The sequence below is a fragment of the Chitinophaga sp. genome (assembly GCF_035564935.1).
In the GTDB taxonomy this organism is placed as follows: domain Bacteria; phylum Bacteroidota; class Bacteroidia; order Chitinophagales; family Chitinophagaceae; genus Chitinophaga.
In genome coordinates this window covers 1-1735 of the sequence record NZ_DATMTE010000792.1, presented here as the reverse complement: position 1 = coordinate 1735, position 1735 = coordinate 1, and the positions used below count along the sequence as shown (strand labels likewise).

General features: G+C 46.2%; 2 protein-coding genes. Both read right to left on the bottom strand.

The genetic code is table 11. From position 1 onward, the window contains the following. Positions 1-39: 39 nt before the first annotated feature. Complete coding sequence (locus tag VN105_RS20605) at positions 40-462, bottom strand: TonB family protein (protein ID WP_325643719.1); 423 nt, start codon at positions 460-462, stop codon at positions 40-42. 92 nt (positions 463-554) lie between these two features. Continuing rightward, on the bottom strand, positions 555-1730 hold the full coding sequence (locus VN105_RS20600; RefSeq protein WP_325643721.1) for an AIR synthase related protein: 1176 nt from the start codon (positions 1728-1730) through the stop codon (positions 555-557). Between the last annotated feature and the right edge of the window lie 5 nt (positions 1731-1735).

Sequence of the window (1735 nt, the reverse complement as noted above, 5' to 3'; positions counted from 1 at the left end):
GTTGTCTGACTCAGGATTATGCTGATTTGTTTGCTTTGATCATTTTGGATTTTTGAAGGATTCCGGGAGAATAAATCTTATTGGCAGATTATACATTACCGGTTGTTGCGTACATGTTTTGCTCCGTTTCCAGGCAGGCATCTTATTAACCACCCGCAATGCTTCCTCTTCCAATCCATATCCTTTGTGAGTGCCTGTCGTATGTGCGTTCCTGATAGTACCCGTGCTGTCTATCATAAACTGTACAAACACGCTGCCGCTTACTTTGGCTTTTACGGCTGGGGCAGGATATTTTATGTTTTCCTGCAAATACTTTACAAGTGCTTTTTCTCCACCGGGGAAGTAAGGTGATTCTTCAAAAATACAGGTGATCACGTCTCCGGAAGGCGCATCAATAACAACGGGCTTTGTTGTATCTGCGCCGAAGGTCAGTGCTGCATACAAACAACTTAGCAAAAACATAGGGATCTTTTTTGTACAGATGAAGCGATCAGAAAAATCCATAAAAAAATCCCGGTCACTGATGACCGGGATCTCTTTTAAAATTATCAGGATCAATACTCAAAAGTTCCTGCAGGCGCCTTCACCGTTACTTTCTTTTCTGCTGCTGCTTCCACCCTTCCTATTACCTGTGCATCGATATTAAAGCTTTTGGAGATGCTGATGATATCTGCTGCTATTGCCTCCGGTACATATAGTTCCATCCTATGGCCCATGTTGAACACCTGGTACATTTCTTTCCAGGGTGTACCGGATTGCTCCTGGATAAGGCTGAACAACGGAGGTACCGGGAACAGGTTATCTTTGATCACATGCAGTTTCTCAATAAAATGCAGCACTTTGGTTTGGGCGCCGCCACTGCAATGCACCATACCGTGGATCTGTGGGCGGAATTGCTCCAGTACTTTCTTAATTACCGGCGCATAAGTACGGGTGGGCGATAATACCAGCTTGCCCGCATCCATTGTACCAAAGCCGGGGATCTCCATTTTATCTGTCAGTGATTTTTTACCACTGAACACCAGGTCGTAAGGAATACCCGGATCAAAACTTTCAGGGAATTTCTCCGCCACTGCTTTATTGAATACATCATGACGTGCACTGGTGAGGCCATTGCTGCCCATACCGCCGTTATATTCCGATTCGTAGGTGGCCTGTCCGTAAGAGGCCAGTCCCACTACCACATCCCCCGCCTGGATCCGGTCGTTGGAAATTACGTCTTCGCGTTTCATGCGGCAGGTAACCGTAGAGTCTACAATAATAGTGCGTACCAGGTCGCCCACATCGGCGGTTTCACCACCGGTGGAATAGATACTGATACCATGACTACGCAACTCCGCCAGGATTTCTTCCGTACCATTGATGATAGCGGCAATCACCTCGCCTGGCAGCAATTGTTTATTTCTCCCGATAGTGGAAGAAAGAAGGATATTGTCGGTAGCGCCCACGCAAAGCAGGTCGTCCATGTTCATAATAATAGCATCCTGGGCAATGCCTTTCCATACGCCCAGATCCCCGGTTTCCTTCCAGTAAATGTAAGCCAGGGAAGATTTGGTACCTGCACCATCTGCGTGCATGATATTGCAATAGACTTCATCGCCTCCTAAAATATCGGGTACAATTTTGCAGAATGCTTTAGGGAAAAGCCCCTTATCAATGTTCTTAATGGCATTATGCACATCTTCCTTACCTGCTGAAACACCACGTTTGGCGTAAATATTATTATCCACCGGGA

Bases quoted from the DNA above. Each gene is read 5' to 3' on its own strand.
- VN105_RS20605 (WP_325643719.1), bottom strand. From the start codon at position 462: ATGTTTTTGCTAAGTTGTTTGTATGCAGCACTGACCTTCGGCGCAGAT.